Below are 16,180 nucleotides of genomic sequence, written 5' to 3'. Positions count from 1 at the left end.
TCCGATGCGTGTGCTGTTCACCAGCTGGGCCTGGCCGACCCACTTCTACCCCATGGTCCCGCTGGCCTGGGCCCTGCGGGCGGAGGGCCACGAGGTGCGGGTGGCCGCGCCGCCCGCCCTGGCCGCACCGGTCACCGCCGCCGGGCTGCCCTTCGCGCCGGTCGGCCGGGACCTGGACGCGGTGAGCCGTATCCGTGACTACCTCCCGGGCCGGCCGGCCGCGCCGCCGGGCCGGGGGCCGCGCGCGGTGTCGCTGTTCGCCGACCTCGCCGAGGCCATGGCGGACGACCTGGTGGCGTTCGCCACGGCCTGGCGCCCGGACGTGGTGGTGTACGAGCCCACCGCCTACGCCGGTCCGCTCGCGGCCGCGGCGTCCGGCGCCCGGGCCGTACGGCTGCCGTGGGGCGCCGACCTGATGCACCGCCGCGCCACCCAGGAGGCCGAACAGCTCGCGCTGGCCCCCCTGTTCGCGCGCTTCGGCGTCGACGCCGTCGACACCCTCGGGGCGCTGACCGTGGACCTGTGCCCGCCCGCGATGCAGGTGCCCGAGGAAGCCCGGCCGGGCCCCCTCGACCGACTGCAGATGCGCTACGTGCCCTACAACGGCGCGGGCCAGGTGCCCGTGCCGCTGCCGCCCGCCACGCGCCGGCGGCCCCGGGTGTGCGTCACCTGGGGGACGACGGTCGGCCGGCTGGAGGAGTCCCTTTTCGCCGCGGGCGACGTCGTCGACGCCCTCGACGCGCTGGACGTCGGGATCGTGGTGGCGGTCGCGGCGCCGCAGCGCCACCTGCTCGGCACGCTGCCCCGCCGGGCCAAGGTGCTCGAGTCGGTCCCGCTGCACTGCGTCCTGCCGCACTGCGACCTGGTGGTCGCCCACGGCGGGGCCGGCACCATCCTGACCGGTCTGGCCCAGGGGCTGCCGCAGCTGGTGGTCCCGCAGCTGATCGACCACACCTTCAACGCCCAGCGGTTCACCGCGACGGGCGCCGGACTCGCGCTCACCCGCGCCGAAGCCCACCCGGAGGGCCTGAGGGAGGCGGTGCGGGAGCTGCTGGAGCAGCCCTCCTACCGCAAGGCCGCCGAGGAGATCCGGGCGGACAACGACCGCAGGCCGGCCCCGGCCCACGTCGCCCGCCGGCTCGCCGAGTTCGCGGGGGGAGGGTGGCCGTGCTGATCGGCGTCGGACTGCCCTCTACCGTCCCCGGCACGCAAGGGGAACACCTCACCGGCTGGGCCGCGCGGGCGGAGACGCACGGCTTCTCCACCCTGGGCGTGCTGGACCGGCTGGTGTACGACAACTACGACCCGCTGGTGGCGCTGACCGCGGCCGCCGCGGTCACCCGGCGCATCGCCCTGGCCACCACGGTGCTGACCGCGCCCTACCGCAACAACACCCCGCTCCTCGCCAAGCAGGTGGCGTCCCTGGACCGGGTCAGCGGCGGCCGGCTGACGCTGGGGATCGCCGCCGGCAACCGCGACGACGACTTCGCCGTGTCCGGGGTGGAGCCCGCGGCCCGGGGCAAACTCCTGGACTCCATGCTCCCGGAGCTGCGGCAGCTCTGGCGCGGCGCCGGCGGCCCGGGCGCCGTCGGCCCGGCGCCCCACGGGGAGCTGCCGCTGATCCTGGGCGGCACCTCCGAGGCCGCCTTCCGCAGAACGGCCCAGTACGGCCGGGGCTGGATCGCCGGCGGCAGCTCGCCGAGCGGCTACCGGGCGGGCGCCGAGCGCGTGACCGCGGCCTGGCAGCGCCACGGCCGCACCGGCCGGCCGCACCTGATGACGCTGCTGTACTTCGCGCTGGGCCCGCACGGCGAGCACCTGGCCGAGCGCTACCTGCTGGACTACTACGCGTTCTCCGGACGCGCCGAGTCGATCGTCACCATGGCGCTCACCGCACCCGGGCGCCTGCGGGCGGCGGTCACGGCGTACGAGGACGCCGGCTGCGACGAGATCGTCTTCATGCCCTGCGGATCCGGTCCCGACCAGCTGGACCGGCTCGCGGAAGCCGTGCTCTGAGACCACCTCACCGGACGCCGTTCCGTTCGCGGAGCGGCGTCCGTCGCGTGCGGGCCGCCGTGCGCCGAACCGCCCTGTGATGCCGATGTGCTGAGAAGTCCCCGAAGGAGGACGCATGACCGCCGACAGTCCCGAGCGCACCTTCCCCCTGCCCGTCCCCGACCCGCTGGAGCCCTCACCCGTCTACGCCGAGCTGCGCGCCTCGGAGCCGGTGGCCCCGGTGACGCTGCCGACCGGGCACCGGGCCTGGATCGTGACCCGCCACGAGCACGTGCGCCAGGTGCTGGCCGATCCGCGGTTCAGCAAGGCGGCGCTGACCGAGCCCGACGCGCCCCGGCTGCTGCCGGTCGCCAAGGGCTCCAAGTCCCTGTTCACCATGGACCCGCCCGAGCACACCCGGCTGCGCAAGTTGGTCGCCCGCGCCTTCACCGCCCGGCACATCGAGCAACTGCGGCCGCACGTGCAGGAGATCACCGGCCGGCTGCTGGAGGAGATGGCCGCCGAGGGGGCGCCCGCCGACCTGATCGGCCACCTGGCCCAGCCGCTGCCCATCACCGTCATCTGCGAACTGCTCGGGGTGCCGCTCGCCGACCAGGACCGCTTCCGGGTCTGGTCGGACGTGATGCTCTCCGTGTCGGCCCACGCGCCGGAGGAGGTGATGGAGGCCCGCCGCGGACTGAACGGCTACCTCGGGGAGCTGATCGCGGCCAAGGCGAAGGAACCGGCGGACGATCTGCTCACCCATCTGATCGAGGCCCGCGAGGAGGACGGGGACCGGCTCTCGGAGGAGGAGCTGCTGGCCTTCGGCCACACCCTGCTGGTGGCCGGGTACCACGCCACCACCGGCGAGCTGGTCGGAGCGCTGATCACGCTGCTGCGCAAGCCGGAGCTGTGGCAACGGCTGCTCGCCGACCGCACGCTGGTGCCGGGCGCCGTGGAGGAACTGCTGCGCTACTCCGTGGCGGGCGGCGGCGCCGGGGCGATGCGCATCGCCACCGAGGACGTGGAGCTGGGCGGTGCGCGCATCCGCAAGGGCGACGCGGTGCTGCCGGCGATCAGCTCGGCCAACCGGGACGAGGAGGTGTTCGCCCGGCCGGAGGAGGTCGACCTGGCCCGCGAGGCCAACCCGCACCTGACGTTCGGTCACGGCCTGCACCACTGCCTGGGCGCGCAGCTCGGCCGGATGGAGCTGCAGCTGGCCCTGGAGGGCCTGCTCGACCGCTTCCCCGGCCTGCGGCTGGCGGTGCCGACCGAGGAGCTGCAGTGGGTGGCGGGGATGGCGTTCCGCCGTCCGGCGGCGCTCCCCGTGGCCTGGTGACGTCAGCGGCACACCGCACCAACGGAAAGCTCCCCCATCCCGGCAAGGCCGGTATGGGGGAGCTTTCCGTGCGGGCGGCGCTCAGACCGCCAGGTCCAGCCGGTACGCCGACAGCCACTCGTCGAGGTGCAGCGCCATGTCGATCTCGATCCGGGTCAGCCCGGCCGCGGCCGTCGCGTCCCGGCGCACGTCCTCGACGACCGTCGGGTTCAGCAGCGGCAGCACGGCCGCGTCCCCGCCGGCCACCAGCTTGGCGAACCGCTCCTGGACGTAGCGGTCGTAGGCCTCGTCGTTGGAGATCGGGTAACCCGTCTTCGGGCGGTCGAGCACCGCCTGGGGCAGGAGGTCCTTCACCGCCGCCCGCAGCAGGCTCTTCCACTGGCCGTCGAACGTCTTGAACGCGTACGGGGTGTTGAAGACGTAGTCCTGCAGGCGGTGGTCGCAGAACGGCACCCGCACCTCCAGCCCGACCGCCATGCTCAGCCGGTCCTTGCGGTCCAGCAGTGTGCGCATGAAGCGGGTCAGGAAGAAGTACGTCGACTCCCTGAACTGCTTGTCCCGTCCGCTCTCCCCGGGCAGCCGGGGCACCGCGGCGGCGGCCTGCCGGTACTGCTCGGACTGGTAGCCGCGTACGTCGATCCGGGTGGTCACCGGGCCGAACAGGGCCGGCATGCCGAGGTTGTGCGCCAGGCTCCACGGCAGGGTGCCGGGCTGGCCGTACTCGGGGTGGTGGAACCACGGATAGCCGCCGAACAGCTCGTCCGCCGACTCACCGGTCAGCGCCACCGTCGACTGGCCGCGGATCGCCCGGAACAGCAGGTACAGGGAGATGTCCATGGAACCGGGGCCGGCGATCAGCACCGGCCAGTCCAGGGCGTGCACCACCGCGCTGCGGGTCGGCGCGTCGATCATCTCCGCGTTGCCGAGGAGGATGTGCCGGTGGTCGGCGCCGACGTGCTCCACCACCTGCCGCACATACGGCGAGTCCGCGGTGGGGTGCGTCAGGTCCGGCTCGAAGTTGTCCAGGTAGCCGACGAAGTCGACGTCGAACGAGCGGACCTTGCCGCTGCCGTCCTGCTGCTTGGCGATGGCGGCCAGCGCGGTCAGCGTGGAGGAGTCCAGCCCGCCGGAGAGCATGGTGCCCAGCGGCACGTCGGAGACGATCTGCCGGGTGACGATGTCCTCCAGCAGTTCGCGCACCGTGCGGATCGTGGTGGGCAGGTCGTCCTCGTGCTCATGGGCTTCCAGGCGCCAGTACCGGCGCAGCCGGTGGCCGTCGCGCGTCACCGTGAGCACATGCCCAGGCGCCAGCTCGGGCATGTCCCTGATCACCCCGGCGCCGGGGGCCTTGACCCCCGCGAACAGCTCGCGCAGCCCGTCGGCGTCGACCGTCCGGCTCGCCAGCGGGTGGGCGAGGATCGCCTTCGGCTCCGAGCCGAACAGCACCCCGCCGCCCGGCAGCAGCTGGTAGTACAGCGGCTTGATGCCCACCCGGTCGCGCACCAGGAGCAGCTTCTCGGCGCGCGCGTCCCACAGCGCGAAGGCGAACATGCCGTTCAGCCGCTCGACGAAGGTCTCGCCCCACTCCAGGTACGACCGCAGCACCACCTCGGTGTCGCTGCGGGTGGCGAACCGGTGCCCCTTGAGGACGAGTTCCTCCCGCAGCTCCCGGAAGTTGTACACCTCGCCCGCGTAGGTCAGCGCGGCCAGCACCCGGCCGTCCTCCTCGGCCACCATGGGCTGGCGGCCGCCCTCCAGGTCGATGATGGCGAGCCTGCGGTGGCCCAGCGCGGCGTGCGGAGCGATCCACACATCACCGGCGTCGGGCCCGCGCAGGGTCATGGTCGCCGTCATCCGCTGGACGGCGGCGGCCTCCTGACGCAGATCACGTTCGAAGTCCACCCAGCCGGCGATGCCACACATGCCAGCACTCTCCTTTGCTCTGTCCCGGCCCGGGGCCGGTCAGCCGTCGATACCGAAGCGGGTGCCGACCGCCGTGGACTGGACCTCCATCAGGACGTTGCCGGTGGCGTCGATGGCCTGACCGGTGCCGGTCGAGGTGAAGGTGCCGTCGGGGTTGAAGCGGGCCGTGTGCCGCACCCGCAGCTCGTTCATGAAGCCGCCGTCGGCGTCCGGCCGAAGGCTCCGCGTCGCGTACACGAACCCCCCGTCGGTCCACTGCCAGGTCCCGATCCCGGTGTGCGTGCTCCGGTGGGTCTGCATGATCAGCTGACCGTCGCCGCCGAACGAGAAGTGTGCCCGCTCGACGTCGGTCGCCCCGGCGATGGTCACCAGGACCGACCAGCTGCCGACCGGCGTCACCTTGCGGACGGGGGACTCCTGCGTCTCGGCCTGCGCCCGGGCCGCGGAGCCCACGGCGAGCCCCGTGCCGAGGACGCCCGCGCGTCTGAGCAGGGAACGGCGGGTGCTGCGCTCAGTTCTCATGGCCTGATCTCGCTCTCTTCTCCTCGCGCGGCGCATCCGGCGAGCCCGCGGTCACGGGCCGGCCCGTGACCAGGTCGGTCAGGGTGATCGCCTCGGCCGGGCAGGCCAGTGCGACATCGATCAGCTCCGGGTCCGGGGCGACCGGTCCGGCCGCCGGCCGGGTGCGGTGGTCGTCGCCCACGGAGAAGTACCGGGGGGCCGCCGCCGCGCAGATCCCGCTGCGGCGGCAGGCCTTGTGGACGGTGATCTGCCACAGTTCGCTCATCGCCGGCCCCCCGCTCACCAGGTCACCGGCAGATTGACCAGCGCACGGGCGGTCAGGCCGGTCTTCCAGGTCAGCCAGTCGGCCCGGACCGCGAGCCGCAGCGTGTCCGGGACCCGTTCGATGAGCGTGCGCAGCGCGATCTGCATCTCCAGCCGGGCGAGCTGGGCGCCCAGGCAGTGGTGGATGCCGTACCCGAAGGACAGATGCACGTTGGGGGTGCGCTCGACGTCGAAGCGGTCGGCCTCGGTGAAGACCTCCTCGTCGTGGTTGGCCGAGCCCAGCGAGGCGATCACCGCCTCGCCCGCCCTGATCCGCGTCTCACCGATCGTCAGGTCCTCGGTGGCCACGCGCAGTTGCGTGCCGGTGAAGACGAACGGGTTGAACCGCAGCAGCTCCTCGACCGCGCCCGGGATCAGCTCCGGCTTCTTGCGCAGCAACGCCAGCTGGTCCGGGTGGTGCAGCAGCGTGAACAGCGCGGTGCCCAGGGAGTTGGCGGTGGACTGGTGCCCGACCGTCATCAGGATCATCGCGAAGTCCAGCAGCTCCTCCTCGGAGAGCTGCTGCCCCTCGTCGCGGGCGTGCACCAGCACGCTGAGCAGGTCGTCGGTGGGCTCCGCACGGCGCCGCTCGATCAGCTTCCTCAGGTAGCCGATGATCGCGCCGCGGGCTTCGCCCACTTCCTCGCGGCTGTGCCCGCCGAGGCTGAAGATGACCTCGCTCCAGGCGTGCAGCCGGTCGACGTCGTCGTACGGCACGCCCAGCAGCTCGAAGATGACCTTGATGGGCAGGCTGAGCGCGTAGCAGGACATCAGGTCGACGGGGCGGGGCGCCACCAGGACCAGACGGATCTGCTCCTCGGCGAGCTGTTCGATCCGGGGGCGCAGCGCCTCGACGCGGCGGGCGGTGAACGCCTGCATCACCAGGCGGCGCAGCCGTGAGTGGTCCGGGGCGTCCATGCCCAGGATGGTCTTCGGGCCGGGGGTGGTGTTGCCTATCCTCGGCGCGTCCGGCGCCTCGGCGGCGGCCCGGCTGAGCCGGGGGTCGACCAGGGCCGCGCGCACGTCCGCGTAACGGGTCAGCAGCCAGGCCCGGTCGCCGGTGGGCAGCGTCACCCGGGCCACCGGAGCCCGCTCACGGAGCCGGCGGAACTCCTCCGGCGGCTCGAACGCGTCCGGCGCCGGGAAGGGGAACGCCGGCGGTGCCTCATCGATGGACATCGGTATCCCTTCAGGATGGTGCGGTGCAGCGCGCCCCACGGGGCGCGGGGTGTACTGGACATGCGGCTCCGCCGTGCGGGCGCGGGGCGGCCACGACGCGGCCGCGGACGCCGGAGGGCACACCGCGGCACTCCCCGTCGCGGCACCCGGCCGCGGAGCGCGCGGGCAGCCCCTCCGGCGATGCGCGGAGGTGCCGCCCGTGACGCGTCGTGATTCCTTGCGGCCGGCGTTGCTTGCGCCCGGCGTTCCCGCGGCCGGCGTTACTTGCGGCCGACGACGAGGATGTCGTTCGTGCCCAGCAGCTTCGCGGAGCTCTCCGCGAAGCCGGCCTCGGCCATCCAGGACCGGCAGTCGTCGACCCGGTACTCGGAGCCGCCGTGCGTCACGACGAGCATGGTCAGGCTGGTCAGCAGGTTGTTCAGCGGGCTCAGCTCGTCGTCCAGCATGGGGTCGTAGACCAGCAGCGAACCGCCCGGCTTGAGGGCGTCGTAGGCCTTCTTGATGAGCAGCCGGCGCCTTTCCGGCGACCAGTCCTCCAGGACGTGGCCGATGATGACGACGTCCGCCTCGGGGACGGGGTCGGCGAAGAAGTCACCGCCGTGGAAGGCGATCTTGTCCTTCAGGCCCAGTCCGCCGATGTGGTCCTCGTAGGCCGGCTCGACGGCCGGCAGGTCGAAGACGGTGGCGTGCAGGTGCGGGTGGGCGTCTATCAGGGTGGCGGCCAGGTTGCCGCGGGCGCCGCCGACGTCGGTGACGGTCTTGACCGCGCTCCAGTCGAACTCCTTGGCGAGCTCGGGGCCGACGGCCCAGTTGAGGGCGTCCATCATCGCGACGAAGTCCCGCATCTGCTCCTCGGAGCGGTACAGGTGCTTGAACATGTTGTCGTCGCCGTGGCCCTCGATCTGCGACTCACCGCTCTTCAGCGACTCGGTGAAGCCTCCCCAGGCGCCGTACAGCACGCTGTTGGAGCGGCTGAGGAAGCGCCCGACGTACGTCCGCTGGCCCTTCACCAGGTGGGTCGTCGCCGCCTCGGTGTTGCCGTAGCGGCCGTTGTCGCGCTTCAGCAGGCCCAGCTTGACCAGGGCGTTGAGGAACTCACGGGCGCCGCGCTCGTGCAGCCCCAGCTTGGTGCGGATCTCCTCCTCGGTGGCCGGACCGCTGTCGTGCAGCACGGTGAAGAGGTCGAGCTCGTTGGCGGTGAGCAGGATCTTCGCGCTGCCGAACGCCATCCCGAGCTGAATGATGCCGTTCAGGTCCAGTGAGCTCTGCTCTTCACGGGTCTTGGTCATGCGCCGATTCCCTTCCGGTTTCAGTCGTGGCCGCGCCCGACTGGTGAGCACGCCCGGTGAACTATCCGGACCCGGCCTCGGGCCCCCCTGGATTCCGGATGGATCCGCGCTCGCGCAGCCCGCTCAAGCGACACTCCAGCCGCGATCTCCAGGCTTGGGGGGCGGTGCCCGCGTGTGCGCGTTCGCAACGGCGGGCTTGATGTGACGTCGGACCGGCCGACCGCCGGAAACGGAACGGGAGTCTTGCCATGGAACTCGGCCTGAAGGACAAGGTCGTACTGCTCACCGGGGGCAGCGGCGGCATCGGCCGGCCGCTGGCCCGCGCCTTCGCCGGCGAGGGCGCCAAGGTCGCGCTCACCTACCTCAGCCGCGTGGCCAACGCCGAGGCCGTCGCCGCCGAGATCGAGGCGGCCGGCGGCCAGGCCCTCCCCGTCCGCCTCGACCTGACCGACCGCGCGTCGGTCGAGCGGGCGGTGGCGGAGGTGAGCGCGCAGTGGGGCGGCATCGACGTACTGGTCGTCAACGCCTCGGCGTCCGGCGGTCCCAGCCCGCACGCGCCCGGCTTCGACGAGATCCCGGCCGAGCAGTGGCTGCCGTCGCTGCGGGCGGAGGTGGAGGGCGCGTTCCACACCGTCCAGGCGGCGCTGCCGTCGATGAAGTCCCGCGGCGGCGGCCGGATCGTGTTCATGTCGGCCGCCATCGTGCAGCGCGGGCTGAAGGGCGCGGAGGGGTACGTCGCCAGCAAGGCGGCCCTGCACGGCCTGAGCCGCACCCTGGGCACCGAGCTGTTCGAGCACGGCATCCTGTCCAACGTGGTCGCTCCGGGCCCGGTGGTCACGGAGGGCCTGCTGGAGAAGCTGCCCGAGCAGCTGCGCGAGCAGGTCGCCGGCCTCGACGCGCACGGGGCGCGGGCGGCGCTGAACAAGGCCATGCCGTTCCTGCACTTCTCCACCGTCGAGGACGTCGTCAACGCCACGCTGTTCCTCGGCTCCCCGGCCAACGGCAACACCACCGGCAACGTGCTCTACGTCGACGGCGGGCAGTGATGGCGGACACCGGAGCGAAAGCTGCGTTCAGCCCGCTGGGCGCGCTGCAGGAACTGCGCCCCTTCCAGTGGTCCGCCGGGCTCGTGGCCCGCGGGATGGCCGAGCTGCGCATCGCCGACGAGATCGCCGCGGGCCGGCGCACCACGGCCGAGATCGCCGACGCCGTCGGGGCGCACCGGCCCAGCCTGGAGCGGTTCCTGCGGGTGTGCGAGCTGCACCGGCTGATCGCGCCGGCCGACGGGCCCGCGGACGCCGTACGCCGCTGGGAGCTGACCGCGGCGGGCGAACTGCTGCGCGCCGACGTGCCGTCCCTGCGCGGCTTCTCCATCGCGGTCAACGCCCCCGGCATGACCCGCCCCTGGGAGCTGGTGGCCGACGTGGTCCGCACCGGCCGCCCGGCCACCGAGACGGTGTGGGGCGTGGACCACTGGCAGTACTACGCCGCCCACCCCGAGGAGGCCCGCAGCTACGCCGAGACCTGCGCCTCGCTGTCGGTGGAGGCGGCCGAGGCGCTGGTCGCCAGCTGTCCGGTGGCGGGGGAGCGGGAGATCGTGGACGTCGGCGGCGGCCCCGGCACGGTGCTGGCACGCCTGCTGCTCCAGGCGCCCACCGCCCGCGGGGTGCTGCTCGACCTGCCGTGGGCGGTCGGCTTCGCCCGCGAGACGCTTCAGCAGGCGGGCGTGGCCGGCCGGGCGGAGGTGGTGGCCGGGGACTTCCGGCACGAGGTGCCCGCCGGCGGCAGCCTCTACCTGCTCAAGAACGTGCTGTGCGACCTCGACGACGACGGCGCCGCCCAGCTGCTGGCCCACTGCGCCAAGGCGGCCCCGCCCGGCAGCCGGCTGGTGCTGCTGGACTGGGAGTACACCGAGCACTCCTCCCACGTCCACGCCAACGACGTGGAGTTCATGGTGCTCACCGGCGGCCGGGCCCGCACCGAGGAGGAGTACCGGCAGCTGCTGGCGGCGGCGGGCTTCGAGAGCTCGCGCCGGGTGCCGCTGGCGGGGCACGAGCGGGCCCCCATCGCACTGATCGAATCCGTCCGGGCCTGACCCGGGGCCGTGTGAGACGAAGGTGGTTTGAGGATGTCAGGTGACGAGACAGCGGGCCGGGTGGCGGCCTGTGAGGGCGCGCCGGTGATCGGACCGCCGCCCGCCCAGGCGGTGGCCGAGCTCGGCTGGGGCATGTGGGCGAGCGCGGTGGTGCAGGCGGCCGCCCAGCTGCGGCTGGCGGACGCGGTCGGCGACGAGCCGGCCTCGGCCGAGGAGATCGCGGCCGCGGTGGGCGCGGACGTCCCCGCGCTGAAGCGGCTGATGCGGGCCCTGGTGGGCTTCCGCATCTTCCGCCAGGCCGGCCCGGGCCGCTACGAGCACACCGACATGTCCCGGGCGATGCGGTCGGACGCACCCGGCTCGCTGACGGACATCATGCTCACCGGCTCGCACTGGGGCTGGGCGATGTGGGGAAAGCTGGCCGAAAGCGTCCGCTCGGGCGGGTGCGCCTTCCAGGAGACGTACGGCAAGGACCTGTTCACGTACTTCCACGAGGACGACAACGCGGCCGGCGAGGCCTGCCTCAAGGGGTACGCGGCGCAGTCCCGGGCGATGAACCCGGGCGTGGTCGCGGCCCTGGACCTGGCCGGCGTGGACACGCTGTGCGACGTCGGCGGCGGGCACGGCAGCCTGCTGAAGTCGCTGCTCGAGGGCAACCCGCACGTCCGGGGCGTGCTGTTCGACCGACCGCACGCGATCTCCGCGGCGCTGCCCGAGCTGCGCGAGGGCCCGCTGGCGGCCCGCACCGAGCTGGTCGCGGGCGACTGCTTCCAGAGCGTGCCCGAGGCGGACGTGTACGTCATCCGCCAGGTGCTGCACATGTGGGACGACGACGCCTGCAACACGGTGCTGACCAACTGCATCAAGGCGGGCCGCCCGGGCGGGCGGGTGGTCCTGCTGGAGCAGCTGGTGGCCGACCCGCCGCCCACGCCCTGGGACGCCCTGATGGACCTGCACATGCTGCTGGTCATGGGCGGCTGGGAGCGCACGGCCGAGGAGTACGGCGCGATGTTCGAGCGCGCGGGGCTTCAGTACGCCGGCGTGGTGCCGAGCGGTACCCCGCTGCGCCTGGTGGTCGGCCGGATACCCGGGTGACGTGGCGCGGGCCGGTGCGCGGGCGGCCGCCCACCGGCCCGCGCGGGGGCCTCACTTGGCGGCGGCCGTCCGCCGGGTCTTGCCGCCGCCGGCCCGCAGCTTCACCGCCTCCTCCTGGGTGATCGGGGCGGCGGACCGGACGAAGGCCAGGACCGTCTCCAGCTCGCCGTCGGTGAACCGCTCGCACAGCTGGGCGAGCGACGAGCCGAGCGACTCGAACAGCGGGAAGACCTTGGCCTCCAGGTTGGGCATCGGCGTGACCAGGACACGCCGGCGGTCCTTGGGGTCGCGGTCCCTGCGGACGTGACCGGCCGCCTCCAGACGGTCGATCACCCCGGTGATGGCGCCGGTGGTCACCCCGTTCTCCTCGGCCAGCTGCCCGGCCGCCATGGGCCCGCGGGCCACCAGGGCGCCGAGGCAGTTCAGATCCAGCACGCTCAGCCCGAGCCGGTCGGCCACCGCCTGGTGGAAGAGCACCGACCGGCTCACCAGATTGCGCAGCTCCTGGTCCACGGCCGCGGCCAGTTCGGCACGTTCCGCGCTTGACATACATCCCGCCCTTCCGGTTACCTAGCTTTGTCATTAGCTCAGCAGCTAAGATAATGAGCTAGCGAGACTCCTGCTCCGTAAGCATCCGAGTTACTGATTGTTCTTCCGTCAGTCTAGATCACAGAGAGGTGCACCGTGTCGAACCCGTCCACGGCTGCGGCACCCGTCGTCGAAGGCGACCCGAAGCGCAAGATCGCGCTGATCGTGGTGCTGTTCGCCGCCTTCATGGACCTGCTGGACTCCACGATCGTCAACATCGCCATCCCGTCGATCCAGAACGACCTCGGCACCGGGTACTCCACGGTGCAGTGGGTGGTCGCCGGCTACCTGCTCTCCTTCGCCGTCCTGCTGATCCTCGGCGGCCGGCTCGGCGACATGTTCGGCCGCAAGAAGCTGTTCCTCACCGGCGTGGCCGGCTTCACCGTCGCCTCGGCGCTGTGCGGCTTCGCGGGCAGTCCGGGGGCGCTGGTCGCCTCCCGGGTGCTCCAGGGGGCGATGGCCGCGCTGATGGTTCCGCAGGTGCTGTCCATCATCACCGCGGCCTTCCCGCCCAAGGAGCGTGGCGCGGCGCTCGGCGCCTTCGGCGGCGTGGCCGGTCTGGCCACCGTCGGCGGCCCGATCATCGGCGCGGTGCTGATCGACGCCGACCTGTTCGGTCAGGGCTGGCGCATGGTCTTCCTCATCAACGTGCCGGTCGGCATCCTGCTGCTGATCGCCGCCTCCGCGGTGATCCGCGAGTCCCGGTCACCTGAGGCGATCAAGCTCGACGTGGTGGGCACGGTGCTGCTCACCGCCGGTCTCCTGCTGCTGCTCTACCCGCTGGTCCAGGGCCGTGAGCTCGACTGGCCCGTCTGGGGCTTCGTCGCCATGGCCGCCTCGGTGCCGGTGCTGGCCGCCTTCTGGGCGCACCAGCGGCGGCTGGCCTCCGGGGGCCGGCCCGGCCTGATCGTGCCCAGCATGTTCCGCAACCGGTCCTTCACCGCCGGCATCATCGCCAACACGGTGTTCTTCGCGGTGACCATCGGCCACTTCCTGATCTTCATCCTCTTCCTGCAGAACGGCCTCGGCTTCTCGGCGCTGCGGGCCGGTCTGACCGGAGTGCCCTGGTCCTTCGGCGTCAGCTTCGGCGCCGCCTTCTCCGCCACCGTCCTCACCGCCAAGCTGGGCCGCAAGGTCATGGTCATCGGCGCGGTGCTGCTCGCCGCGGGCCTGGCCGGCATCTCGCTCACCATCCAGGTGCGCGGCGACGAGATCGGCTCCTGGTCGCTGCTGCCGACGCTGCTGGTCGGCGGACTCGGCATGGGCATGATCATCGCGCCGATCCTGGACTTCATCCTGACCGACGTCCCGCCGGAGCACGCCGGCGCCGGGTCCGGTGTCGTCAACGCCATGCAGCAGGTCGGTGGCGCCCTCGGCATCGCGGTGATCGGCGCGATCTTCCTCGGCTTCCTCGGCGGCGCCGCCGACAGTGCCGCGAAGGACGCCGGCGGGCAGCTGCACACGGCGCTGGTCCAGGCCCGGGTCTCCGAGGACCAGCAGCACCGGATCACCGACGCCTTCCAGACCTGCTTCACCGAGCGCACCAAGGCCAAGGACCCGACCGTCGAGCCCGCGAGCTGCGCCCCGCTGAACAAGCTGGACAACCCGCAGGCCGGCGCCGCCGTCGGCGCCGCCGCCCGGGACGCCCGCCGGGAGGTCTTCTCCACCGCGCTCCAGCACACCATCTGGGCCCAGCTCGGTCTGACCGCCCTCGTCCTGCTGCTCGTCCTGCGGCTGCCCCGGCAGGCCAGGCACCACGAGGAGGAGTGGGACGAGACGCAGGCCCCCAGCGCCCAGCCGGCCGCCGGCCCGGGTGTCGCCGAGCCCCACACCACCTGAGCCCACCCCCTCGCGCCCCGCACCGGCGGGGCGCGAGGGAGAGGGGAAGACCGCGCCCCGCAGCACCACCCGGGGCACGCCCGGACCGGGGGAGAGCGCGCCCCGCACCACCGGGGGCCCGGGGGACCGGGCCCCGTACCGCCGGGGCGCCGCCCGACCCAGGGCGACCTCGCCCCGTACCACCAAGGCACCACCTGACCGCTGGACCTGGCCCCCGAGGCACCACCTGACCGCTGGACCTGACACCCGAAGCACCACCTGACCGCTGCACCTGCTTCCCGAGACACCACCTGATCACTGCACCTGATCCCCGAGGCACGACCTGATCGCTGGACCTGACCGACCGTCCTGAACGGAGAGGTATCCATGACACCCACGCCCACCGAGCAGACCCCCGTCCTCATCGTCGGCGGTGCCGTGGTCGGACTGTCGACCGCGCTGTTCCTGGCCCGCCGGGGCATCCGCCCGCTGCTGATCGAGCGCCACCCGGGCGCCCTGGGCCACCCGCGGGCCCGGGTCATCAACCCCCGCACGGTCGAGGTCTTCCGGGCGGCCGGCCTGGAGGAGGAGATCTTCGCGGACCGCTCGCTCACCTCCGAGCTCAGCGAGAAGCTGATGGTGCGCGCCGAGACCCTGGCCGGGCCGGAGATCTTCTCCGCCCCCATGCAGGACGAGGCGCCCGAGCTCACCTCCGAGGTCACGCCGTGCACCTGGTGCTCCATCGACCAGGACCGGCTGGAGCGCCTCGTCGCCCGCCGCGCCGCCGAACTCGGCGCCGATCTGCGCTGGTCCACCGAACTGGCCGGCTTCGAGCAGACCGCGGACGGCGTCGTCGCCACGCTCCGGGACACCGCCACCGGCGCCGAGACAGCCGTCCGGGCGCAGTATCTGATCGGCGCCGACGGGGTCGGCAGCACCGTCCGGCAGACCCTCGGCATCCCCGTCGAGGGCCCCGGCACCCTCATCCACACCGTCAGCGTGGTCTTCAAGGCCGACCTGACCGAGCCCCTGCGCGGGCGCGACCTCGGCCTCGGCTACTTCGACCAGCCCGACACCGGCACCCTGCTGATGCCGCTGGACGGCTCCCGCTGGGTCTTCTACACGCCGTACCACCCCGAGCGGGGCGAGCGGCTGGAGGACTTCGACGAGGCGCGCTGCATAGCCGCGATCCGGGCCGCGGTCGGCGTTCCGGACCTCACGGTCGAGGGGCTGGAGGTGCAGGTCGAGAAGACCGGGCAGAAGATCCTCGGCTTCGAGATCTCCGCCGGGCTGGCCGAACGGTACCGCCAGGACCGGGTGTTCCTCGTCGGCGACGCCGCGCACACCATGCCGCCCACCGGGGCCTTCGGCGCCGCCACCGGCATCCAGGACGCGGACAACCTCGCCTGGAAGCTCGCCGCGGTGCTGCACCGCACGGCCGGCCCCGCCCTGCTCGACAGCTACGAGGCGGAGCGCCGCCCGGTGGCCCGCTTCACCATCGACTACGCCCTCGCCGAACTCCAGGAGCGCTCGCACGACGAGGAGTCCGACGACCGGCCCAGCTACGCCGCGGCCATCCTCGGCCAGCTCTACAAGAGCGGCGCGCTGGTCCCCGAGGACGGCGGCCCGCAGCTGCCGCCCGCCCTCGACCCGCGCACGCTCGGCCGGCCCGGCACCCGGGCCCCGCACGTCACGCTGCGCAGCCGCGGCAAGGACCTGTCCGCCCTCGACCTGTTCGGTGAGTCGCCCGTGCTGCTCACCGGCCCGCAGGGCACCGGCTGGGAACACGCCGCCGGCCCGGCCGCCCAGCGGCTCGGCATCGACCTCGACGTCCACCGCATCGGCGGGGAGTACGTCACCGATCCGGCCGGCGACTGGGCCGAGCGCTACGGGGTCGGCGCCGACGGCGCGGTCCTGGTGCGCCCCGACGGTTTCGTCGCCTGGCGGTCGGCCGGCCCGGCCGCCGACCCGCAGCAACAGCTCGAAGACATCCTGGCGCGCGTCCTGGACCGCGCCGAGAACGGAAGGAACTGA

The 16,180-nt window shown here is 73.0% G+C and carries 14 protein-coding genes; 8 read left to right on the top strand and 6 right to left on the bottom strand.

The genetic code is table 11. The annotated features are described in order from the left end of the window. Positions 1 to 4 precede the first annotated feature (4 nt). The 3 genes from AC0B9F_RS02220 to AC0B9F_RS02210 all read left to right on the top strand — a co-directional run bounded on the left by AC0B9F_RS02220 (position 5) and on the right by AC0B9F_RS02210 (position 3,334). Positions 5 to 1,174 carry a nucleotide disphospho-sugar-binding domain-containing protein gene (locus tag AC0B9F_RS02220; protein ID WP_471998313.1) on the top strand — a complete coding sequence of 390 codons (1,170 nt, stop codon included), beginning with the start codon at positions 5 to 7 and terminating at the stop codon, positions 1,172 to 1,174. After that, on the top strand, positions 1,168 to 2,016 hold the full coding sequence (locus tag AC0B9F_RS02215; RefSeq protein WP_471998312.1) for an LLM class flavin-dependent oxidoreductase: 849 nt from the start codon (positions 1,168 to 1,170) through the stop codon (positions 2,014 to 2,016). Before AC0B9F_RS02220 ends, AC0B9F_RS02215 begins: the two co-directional genes overlap by 7 nt. Before the next feature lie 115 nt (positions 2,017 to 2,131). Then, positions 2,132 to 3,334, top strand: coding sequence for a cytochrome P450 (locus tag AC0B9F_RS02210; protein WP_471998311.1), 1,203 nt, complete (start codon positions 2,132 to 2,134; stop codon positions 3,332 to 3,334). 81 nt (positions 3,335 to 3,415) lie between these two features. On the opposite strand, the gene asnB is transcribed toward AC0B9F_RS02210, so the two are convergent. From asnB to AC0B9F_RS02185, 5 genes are all read right to left on the bottom strand, one after another. Further along, positions 3,416 to 5,257 carry an asparagine synthase (glutamine-hydrolyzing) gene (asnB, locus tag AC0B9F_RS02205; protein ID WP_471998310.1) on the bottom strand — a complete coding sequence of 614 codons (1,842 nt, stop codon included), beginning with the start codon at positions 5,255 to 5,257 and terminating at the stop codon, positions 3,416 to 3,418. A 39-nt stretch (positions 5,258 to 5,296) separates the two neighbouring features. Then, complete coding sequence (locus AC0B9F_RS02200) at positions 5,297 to 5,779, bottom strand: hypothetical protein (protein WP_471998309.1); 483 nt, start codon at positions 5,777 to 5,779, stop codon at positions 5,297 to 5,299. Continuing rightward, the gene (locus AC0B9F_RS02195; protein ID WP_471998308.1) at positions 5,769 to 6,044 is read right to left on the bottom strand and encodes a ferredoxin; all 276 of its coding nucleotides are present in this window, start codon (positions 6,042 to 6,044) and stop codon (positions 5,769 to 5,771) included. The genes AC0B9F_RS02200 and AC0B9F_RS02195 overlap by 11 nt, the downstream gene beginning before the upstream one ends. 14 nt (positions 6,045 to 6,058) lie before the next feature. Continuing rightward, the gene (locus tag AC0B9F_RS02190) at positions 6,059 to 7,261 is read right to left on the bottom strand and encodes a cytochrome P450 (RefSeq protein WP_471998307.1); all 1,203 of its coding nucleotides are present in this window, start codon (positions 7,259 to 7,261) and stop codon (positions 6,059 to 6,061) included. A gap of 260 nt (positions 7,262 to 7,521) precedes the next feature. Then, positions 7,522 to 8,550 carry a methyltransferase gene (locus AC0B9F_RS02185; protein ID WP_471998306.1) on the bottom strand — a complete coding sequence of 343 codons (1,029 nt, stop codon included), beginning with the start codon at positions 8,548 to 8,550 and terminating at the stop codon, positions 7,522 to 7,524. 248 nt (positions 8,551 to 8,798) lie between these two features. On the opposite strand from AC0B9F_RS02185, the gene AC0B9F_RS02180 reads away from it, so the two are divergent. The 3 genes from AC0B9F_RS02180 to AC0B9F_RS02170 are packed head-to-tail and all read left to right on the top strand — an operon-like array spanning position 8,799 to position 11,740. Continuing rightward, the gene (locus AC0B9F_RS02180; RefSeq protein WP_471998305.1) at positions 8,799 to 9,596 is read left to right on the top strand and encodes an SDR family NAD(P)-dependent oxidoreductase; all 798 of its coding nucleotides are present in this window, start codon (positions 8,799 to 8,801) and stop codon (positions 9,594 to 9,596) included. Then, entirely contained in the window at positions 9,596 to 10,645 is a 1,050-nt protein-coding gene (locus tag AC0B9F_RS02175) for a methyltransferase (protein WP_471998304.1), read from the top strand. The genes AC0B9F_RS02180 and AC0B9F_RS02175 overlap by 1 nt, the downstream gene beginning before the upstream one ends. A 33-nt stretch (positions 10,646 to 10,678) precedes the next feature. Further along, complete coding sequence (locus AC0B9F_RS02170) at positions 10,679 to 11,740, top strand: methyltransferase (protein ID WP_471998303.1); 1,062 nt, start codon at positions 10,679 to 10,681, stop codon at positions 11,738 to 11,740. A 51-nt stretch (positions 11,741 to 11,791) separates the two neighbouring features. Here AC0B9F_RS02170 and AC0B9F_RS02165 read toward each other — a convergent pair whose 3' ends face one another. Continuing rightward, positions 11,792 to 12,289, bottom strand: a complete 498-nt coding sequence (locus tag AC0B9F_RS02165) for a MarR family winged helix-turn-helix transcriptional regulator (RefSeq protein ID WP_471998302.1) — start codon at positions 12,287 to 12,289, stop codon at positions 11,792 to 11,794. A 135-nt stretch (positions 12,290 to 12,424) separates the two neighbouring features. Here AC0B9F_RS02165 and AC0B9F_RS02160 point away from each other — a divergent pair, with 135 nt between their 5' ends. Together AC0B9F_RS02160 and AC0B9F_RS02155 are read left to right on the top strand one after the other, a co-directional pair. Further along, positions 12,425 to 14,167 (top strand): MFS transporter, encoded by a 1,743-nt coding sequence (locus AC0B9F_RS02160; RefSeq protein ID WP_471998301.1) that lies wholly within the window; start codon positions 12,425 to 12,427, stop codon positions 14,165 to 14,167. A gap of 366 nt (positions 14,168 to 14,533) precedes the next feature. Then, complete coding sequence (locus AC0B9F_RS02155; RefSeq protein WP_471998300.1) at positions 14,534 to 16,180, top strand: FAD-dependent monooxygenase; 1,647 nt, start codon at positions 14,534 to 14,536, stop codon at positions 16,178 to 16,180.

This window comes from Streptomyces sp. NPDC097129, from assembly GCF_055668065.1.
This window is presented reverse-complemented; position numbering and strand designations above follow the sequence as displayed.

Coding starts and splice junctions, on each gene's coding strand:
- asnB (WP_471998310.1), bottom strand. CDS start 5,257: ATGTGTGGCATCGCCGGCTGGGTGGACTTCGAACGTGATCTGCGTCAG.
- AC0B9F_RS02185 (WP_471998306.1), bottom strand. CDS start 8,550: ATGACCAAGACCCGTGAAGAGCAGAGCTCACTGGACCTGAACGGCATC.
- AC0B9F_RS02180 (WP_471998305.1), top strand. CDS start 8,799: ATGGAACTCGGCCTGAAGGACAAGGTCGTACTGCTCACCGGGGGCAGC.
- AC0B9F_RS02190 (WP_471998307.1), bottom strand. CDS start 7,261: ATGTCCATCGATGAGGCACCGCCGGCGTTCCCCTTCCCGGCGCCGGAC.
- AC0B9F_RS02155 (WP_471998300.1), top strand. CDS start 14,534: ATGACACCCACGCCCACCGAGCAGACCCCCGTCCTCATCGTCGGCGGT.
- AC0B9F_RS02195 (WP_471998308.1), bottom strand. CDS start 6,044: ATGAGCGAACTGTGGCAGATCACCGTCCACAAGGCCTGCCGCCGCAGC.
- AC0B9F_RS02170 (WP_471998303.1), top strand. CDS start 10,679: ATGTCAGGTGACGAGACAGCGGGCCGGGTGGCGGCCTGTGAGGGCGCG.
- AC0B9F_RS02210 (WP_471998311.1), top strand. CDS start 2,132: ATGACCGCCGACAGTCCCGAGCGCACCTTCCCCCTGCCCGTCCCCGAC.
- AC0B9F_RS02200 (WP_471998309.1), bottom strand. CDS start 5,779: ATGAGAACTGAGCGCAGCACCCGCCGTTCCCTGCTCAGACGCGCGGGC.
- AC0B9F_RS02175 (WP_471998304.1), top strand. CDS start 9,596: ATGGCGGACACCGGAGCGAAAGCTGCGTTCAGCCCGCTGGGCGCGCTG.
- AC0B9F_RS02165 (WP_471998302.1), bottom strand. CDS start 12,289: ATGTCAAGCGCGGAACGTGCCGAACTGGCCGCGGCCGTGGACCAGGAG.
- AC0B9F_RS02220 (WP_471998313.1), top strand. CDS start 5: ATGCGTGTGCTGTTCACCAGCTGGGCCTGGCCGACCCACTTCTACCCC.